This is a genomic window from Desulfosporosinus sp. I2, from assembly GCF_000960765.1.
GTDB lineage: Bacteria > Bacillota > Desulfitobacteriia > Desulfitobacteriales > Desulfitobacteriaceae > Desulfosporosinus.
On the sequence record NZ_JYNH01000215.1, the window covers coordinates 1 to 5461 of the forward strand.

3 protein-coding genes and 1 pseudogene are annotated in these 5461 nt (G+C 42.2%); 1 reads left to right on the forward strand and 3 read right to left on the reverse strand.

What is annotated here, in order from left to right; translation table 11 throughout:
• Together UF75_RS24570 and nrdR are read right to left on the reverse strand one after the other, a co-directional pair.
• A pseudogene (locus tag UF75_RS24570) lies at nucleotides 1-2167 on the reverse strand (vitamin B12-dependent ribonucleotide reductase); the annotation flags it as partial.
• A gap of 44 nt (nucleotides 2168-2211) precedes the next feature.
• On the reverse strand, nucleotides 2212-2679 hold the full coding sequence (gene nrdR / locus UF75_RS24575) for a transcriptional regulator NrdR (RefSeq protein WP_045577150.1): 468 nt from the start codon (nucleotides 2677-2679) through the stop codon (nucleotides 2212-2214).
• A gap of 360 nt (nucleotides 2680-3039) precedes the next feature.
• Between nrdR and UF75_RS28760 the strand changes: the two genes are divergently transcribed.
• Nucleotides 3040-3183: a hypothetical protein gene (locus tag UF75_RS28760; RefSeq protein ID WP_156146608.1), complete on the forward strand. Its 144-nt coding sequence runs from the start codon at nucleotides 3040-3042 to the stop codon at nucleotides 3181-3183.
• Between the two features lie 191 nt (nucleotides 3184-3374).
• On the opposite strand, the gene UF75_RS24580 is transcribed toward UF75_RS28760, so the two are convergent.
• Nucleotides 3375-5084 (reverse strand): long-chain fatty acid--CoA ligase, encoded by a 1710-nt coding sequence (locus UF75_RS24580; protein WP_082075336.1) that lies wholly within the window; start codon nucleotides 5082-5084, stop codon nucleotides 3375-3377.
• Nucleotides 5085-5461: the final 377 nt, after the last annotated feature.

Genomic DNA, 5461 nt, shown 5'->3' on the forward strand with positions numbered 1-5461 from the left:
ATTCCGACATCATTATATTCCTAATCACTCGGGCGATGGCATCTGGGCAAGATGTAACATTGACCCCTTCACGACGCATACACGCTGGGCAGCGAATCCCTTTAATCTGCTCAGTAATTGCATCGACAGATAATCCTGAACGCAAGGTTATGGAGATCAAACGAGCGGTTGCCTCAGATTGGGATGAACAGCCTCCTGCACGACCGGTATTCGTAAAGACTTCACAAATTCCTTTTTCGTCCGCATTAACACTAACATATAGATTTCCGCATCCGATTTTAATTTTCTCCGTAACCCCAATAGTCGTAGTCGGTCTTGGTCGAGGAACGACTGTGTTGACCTCGGGAATAAACGGTGTTTTAGGAGCAGACAACGGTTCCGTGACCATTTTTGACTTGTCATCTTGGGTCTGCGTTGCACTAGTACCTGTGGAAAGCACCTGTTCTTCCCGACTACCATCGCGATAGACCGTCAATCCTTTACAGTTAAGTTCATCCGCTAACCGATACGCTTCAGCAATTTCTTCCCGTGTCGCGGAGTGAGCAAAATTGATCGTTTTAGAGACTGCATTATCCGTGTATTTCTGGAAGGCTGCCTGAATTCGGATATGCCATTCAGGGGCAATTTCTTGGGCGGTGGTAAAGACTTCCTGTACCCAGTTCGGAACCTCAGCTAAACCTAGGACCGTCCCCATTTCCGCAATCTTTTGCGTAAGTTCTTGAGAATAGAAATCAAACTCTTTGGCAAACGCTTCAAAGAGCGGATTAACTTCCACTAAAGTCGTCCCATCCATCACGGTTTTAGTATAAGCAACTGCAAACAGTGGCTCCACTCCACTCGAAGCAGCACAAATCATGGAAATGGTTCCAGTAGGAGCTATGGTTGTCAGCGTAGCATTCCTGAGTTTCATAACCCCATCATAAATAGATCCCTCGTAATTTGGGAAAGTTCCCCGTTCTTCGGCTAAGCGCTGAGATTCTATACGAGCTTCAGTTTGAATGAATTTCATAACCTTTTCTGCATACTCAACTGCCTCTTCAGTCGCATATGAAGTCTGGAGTAAAATGAGCATATCTGCAAATCCCATAACACCTAGGCCGATTTTTCGATTTCCTTTAACCACCTCATCAATAACAGGCAGCGGGTATTGATTTGCATCAATTACATTGTCAAGGAAACGAACAGATAATCGTGTTACATGACTCAAACGCTCCCAGTTGATAACCATTTTCCCATCTTTCTCAATCACCATTAATTTGAGATTGATCGAGCCTAAGTTACAGGCTTCATTCGGGAGCAAGGGTTGCTCACCACAAGGATTCGTGGCTTCAATCTCTCCCAACAAAGGAGTTGGATTTCCTTGATTTAAGCGATCGAGGAAGACTATTCCCGGTTCTCCGTTTTGCCAGGCATGGTCCACAATTTTATTAAAAATCTCAGGCGCAGATAATTGACCAACTACACTGCCCGTATGGGGATCGATAAGGTCATAAGGGCGCTCTTCTCGAACCGCTTTCATAAACTCTTCCGTAATCCCTACGGAGATGTTAAAGTTCGTAATTTCTTTGTTATCTTCTTTACACTGAATAAAGTCTATGATATCCGGATGATCGACACGAAGAATTCCCATATTGGCTCCCCGACGAGTGCCGCCTTGCTTAACTGCTTCGGTAGCTGAATTAAAAACCTTCATAAAAGAAATAGGACCAGAGGCTACTCCACCGGTTGAACGGACCATGCTGTTTTTGGGGCGTAAACGAGAAAAGCTGAAACCAGTCCCGCCACCTGATTTATGGATAATTGCTGCATTTTTAATCGCATCAAAGATTTTTTCCATGGTATCTTCAATTGGTAATACAAAACAAGCACTTAATTGACCAAGATCTCGACCTGCATTCATCAGGGTAGGCGAGTTTGGCATAAACTCGAGGTTAGCCATCATTGTGTAAAACTCTTTCACTAAAGCTTGAGTTTCTTGCTTCCCCTTGCCATATTGAGTCTCTTCTATTTCAGCCACTACACTTGCTACCCTGTATAACATGTCTTCCGCTGTTTCAGCCACTTTCCCATCGACTTGTTTAAGATATCGTTTTTCCAATACTACGCGTGCATTGGGCGTTAAATTAGCCTTTGCCCAGCTTTTTGGTACTTGTCCCTCGAAACCCAACTTGAATCCCCAACTTTCTTTAACTCTTTTAACTCATAGATTTTCTACTTTGTAGTCTTTCGCTTTTCGATAAGATCCTTTAACTCTTCCATAAAACGTTGTATGTCTCGAAACTGACGATAGACGGAAGCAAAACGTATGTAGGCTACTTCATCCAAACTAAATAGCTGTTCTAGCACTGCTTCTCCCACTTCTGCACTCGATACCTCACGCTCGTGGCTATTGCGAAGCATCTTTTCAATTAGATAAGCAACATCCTCAATTTTTTCTCTAGAAACTGGACGTTTTTCACAAGCCCTCAGCATACCCGCCATCATTTTGGAACGCGAAAATTCTTCTCGTAGACCTTCTTTTTTTACCACTACGAGTGGAGAATCTTCAAATTTTTCAAAGGTAGTAAACCGGCGCGAACAGTAATCACATTCCCTGCGCCTACGAACAGTCGTTCCTTCTTCAACCTGCCGCGAGTCAAGAACTTTGGTTTCTACGTTTCCGCAAAAAGGACAATGCACAGGTTTCACCCCACAATATGTAGTATGTTTTTTATTTAACCACACTATATGTAGTGTTGTCAACTCTCAATTTTGGCATTTAGGCTCGTCCATTCTCTTTTACGCGACTTAATGTTCATGATCTCTTTTCAAATACTAGGTATAGCCTAATACTAGAAGAACCGTTGGGCAAACGGGAATAGCTTGGTAATAATATCGGCATAAGTCGGTACGTCCCCAAGAAGCCCCCACCTCTTAGGTGGTGGGAGTATGTCACTTGTCAATCTGTCAACGTTTCTATTACTCATTAATTAAACTAGAAAAGGGCAGACTAAGCATTGTAATTTCTCATAATGTATATCTGAAGAAGGAAGTGACATAATGGTGATTAAAAAATTCCCCCATGAAAAAGATCCTAATCCCAATACTAAACCTATCCCATCTCGTCCAGAAGATCAACCTAGTATGGATTCAAGAGATGTCCATGGTCTTTCAAAAGAAGAAGCCTTACGTTCAAAGAAATAATAAGTCCCTAAAGAAAACTTGCTTCAGGTGGAGAGTTATCACTCCATCTGAAGTTTAGCTGAAGTTATCCTAGGGCTTAACACCACACTAAGAAGCGGGAGCCTTAGTGACGGTTAGCCATTAGATAAAAGAAGACATCACTTCATACTACTTTGAAGTAATGTCTTCTTTTACTATCGGAGTTACATAGGTTAAGCTGTCACTGTTGTCTCAGAGGATACGGCCACCTGTGCAGCAGTTGCAGAACTTTCAAGTCCTTTGGCCTTTTCCTTTTCCTCCTCTACTAAGTGTCGGCGTAATACTTTACCAATGGCTGTTTTGGGCAAGGACTCACGGAATTCAACTTTCTTAGGAATCTTAAATGCCGCGAGCTTCCCTTGACAAAAGGCAATGATTTCTTCTTCTGTCGTACTGATGCCTTCTTTTTGAACGATGTATGCTTTCACCATTTCCCCCCAATATGGATCAGAAATTCCAGCACACACCGCCTCTCTTACAGAAGGATGTGTATACAAGACCTCTTCAACATCGCGTGGGTAGACATTATATCCTCCCGTAATGATCATATCCTTTTTCCGATCAACAATATAGAAAAACCCCTCCTCATCCCTATAGGCAATATCGCCCGTATATAGCCAGCCATCTTTCAGCGTAGCTGCAGTCTCAACAGGTCTTTGCCAATAGCCTAACATGACCTGATCTCCTTTAACTACTAATTCACCGATTTCTCCCGGTTGTTGCTCTTGTTCTCCTGTCTCCAAATCCATGATTTTGGCATCCGTATTGGGCGCTGGAACTCCGATTGAACCCACACGGGCATGGAATATTGGATTTAAATGAGTCGCTGGCGATGCTTCTGATAAACCGTAGGCTTCGACCAATCTTCCCCCTGTTAATTCCCCAAATCGGAGCGCTACTTCCTTGGGAAGCGGGGCTGATCCACTTAAACAACAACGAATCGAAGAAACTTTATAATCCATAATTCTAGGGTGATTTATAACTGCAACATACATGGTCGGCGCTCCCGGAAAGAAAGTAGGCTGATAATCGTTAATATGTTGAAGTACCGCATCGATATCAAATTTCGGCAAAATAATCATGGCTCCTCCGGAAATGATCGCTAAGTTCATACAAGCTGTCAAGGCATATATGTGAAATAGGGGTAATACTGTTAAGACTCTTTCTTCGCCCTCCCTACCCAATATCCAATTCCAAGCCTGCATAGCGTTGGCAACAAGATTAGAATGAGTTAGCATAACCCCTTTCGCTACTCCAGTCGTCCCACCTGTGTACTGCAAAACAGCAAGCTCGTCCGATTTGCCTTCTAACGGTGGAGACTCAACTCTATCCAAGTTCGTATCAGCAATAATGTCATCAATATCTAGAAATACAGGATTATCTACCAAACCTAACCCTTTTAACCCTGAAAATGAACTTGTCCCGTCTAAAGCAATTATATTTAGACCTACTTCAGCTTGGATCGCCATGATCCTTGGCAAAAGCTGTGGAATTGAAACAATCCCCATGGCCCCAGCGTCTTGTAAAAGTGCTTTTAATTCGCTTTCCACATAAAGGGGGTTCGTCTGGACCACTACCGCCCCAATTCTTTGGATAGCAAAGAACGCGATAACCCAGTTTGCACTATTGGGCATATAGATCGAGATACGATCCCCTCTTTTTACTCCTTTTTGAGTTAACACTTTAGCCAAGCGTTCAATTTGAATATTCATCTTACTGTACGAGGTTGTCTTCCCAGCAAAAATCAGCGCTGGGTTATTAGGATATTTCTGTTGGGTCACTCTAAACATTTCTAATAGAGTGTGCTCTGGAATCTCAAGATTTTTCGGAATATTATCCTCGTAAAATTCATACCAACTTCTTTCAAGCAAAGCTTCAGCCATTGTTGTATCCTCCTCTTTGTTTTGAATGTTCGTTCATACGCTTTTACATATATTAGCATACCTAAATCCTAATTAAAATGCATTTATTGAATTTTCTATATATAAATACTATTTAGTATAGTTAATATTTTAAGATTGGCTTTTTCCGCTAACAAAAAAAACTACCTCTAAGTAAGAGATAGTTTTTCGTTTGTTGCCAGGCGATGCTGAAATTAATTTTCGCTAAATGCTGTATTTTATTGTTGCCACACTGCGACTCATAACGCACACTCCTGCAGTGTGGATCCCGAACGGGTGGAACCCCGGTGCCTCATCTAATTAGTACATAATAACTAACACAAAAATGACTACCTCGTTAGAGATAGTCATTTTGCTTG

Bases quoted from the DNA above. Each gene is read 5' to 3' on its own strand.
- UF75_RS28760 (WP_156146608.1), top strand. From the start codon at position 3,040: ATGGTGATTAAAAAATTCCCCCATGAAAAAGATCCTAATCCCAATACT.
- UF75_RS24580 (WP_082075336.1), bottom strand. From the start codon at position 5,084: ATGGCTGAAGCTTTGCTTGAAAGAAGTTGGTATGAATTTTACGAGGAT.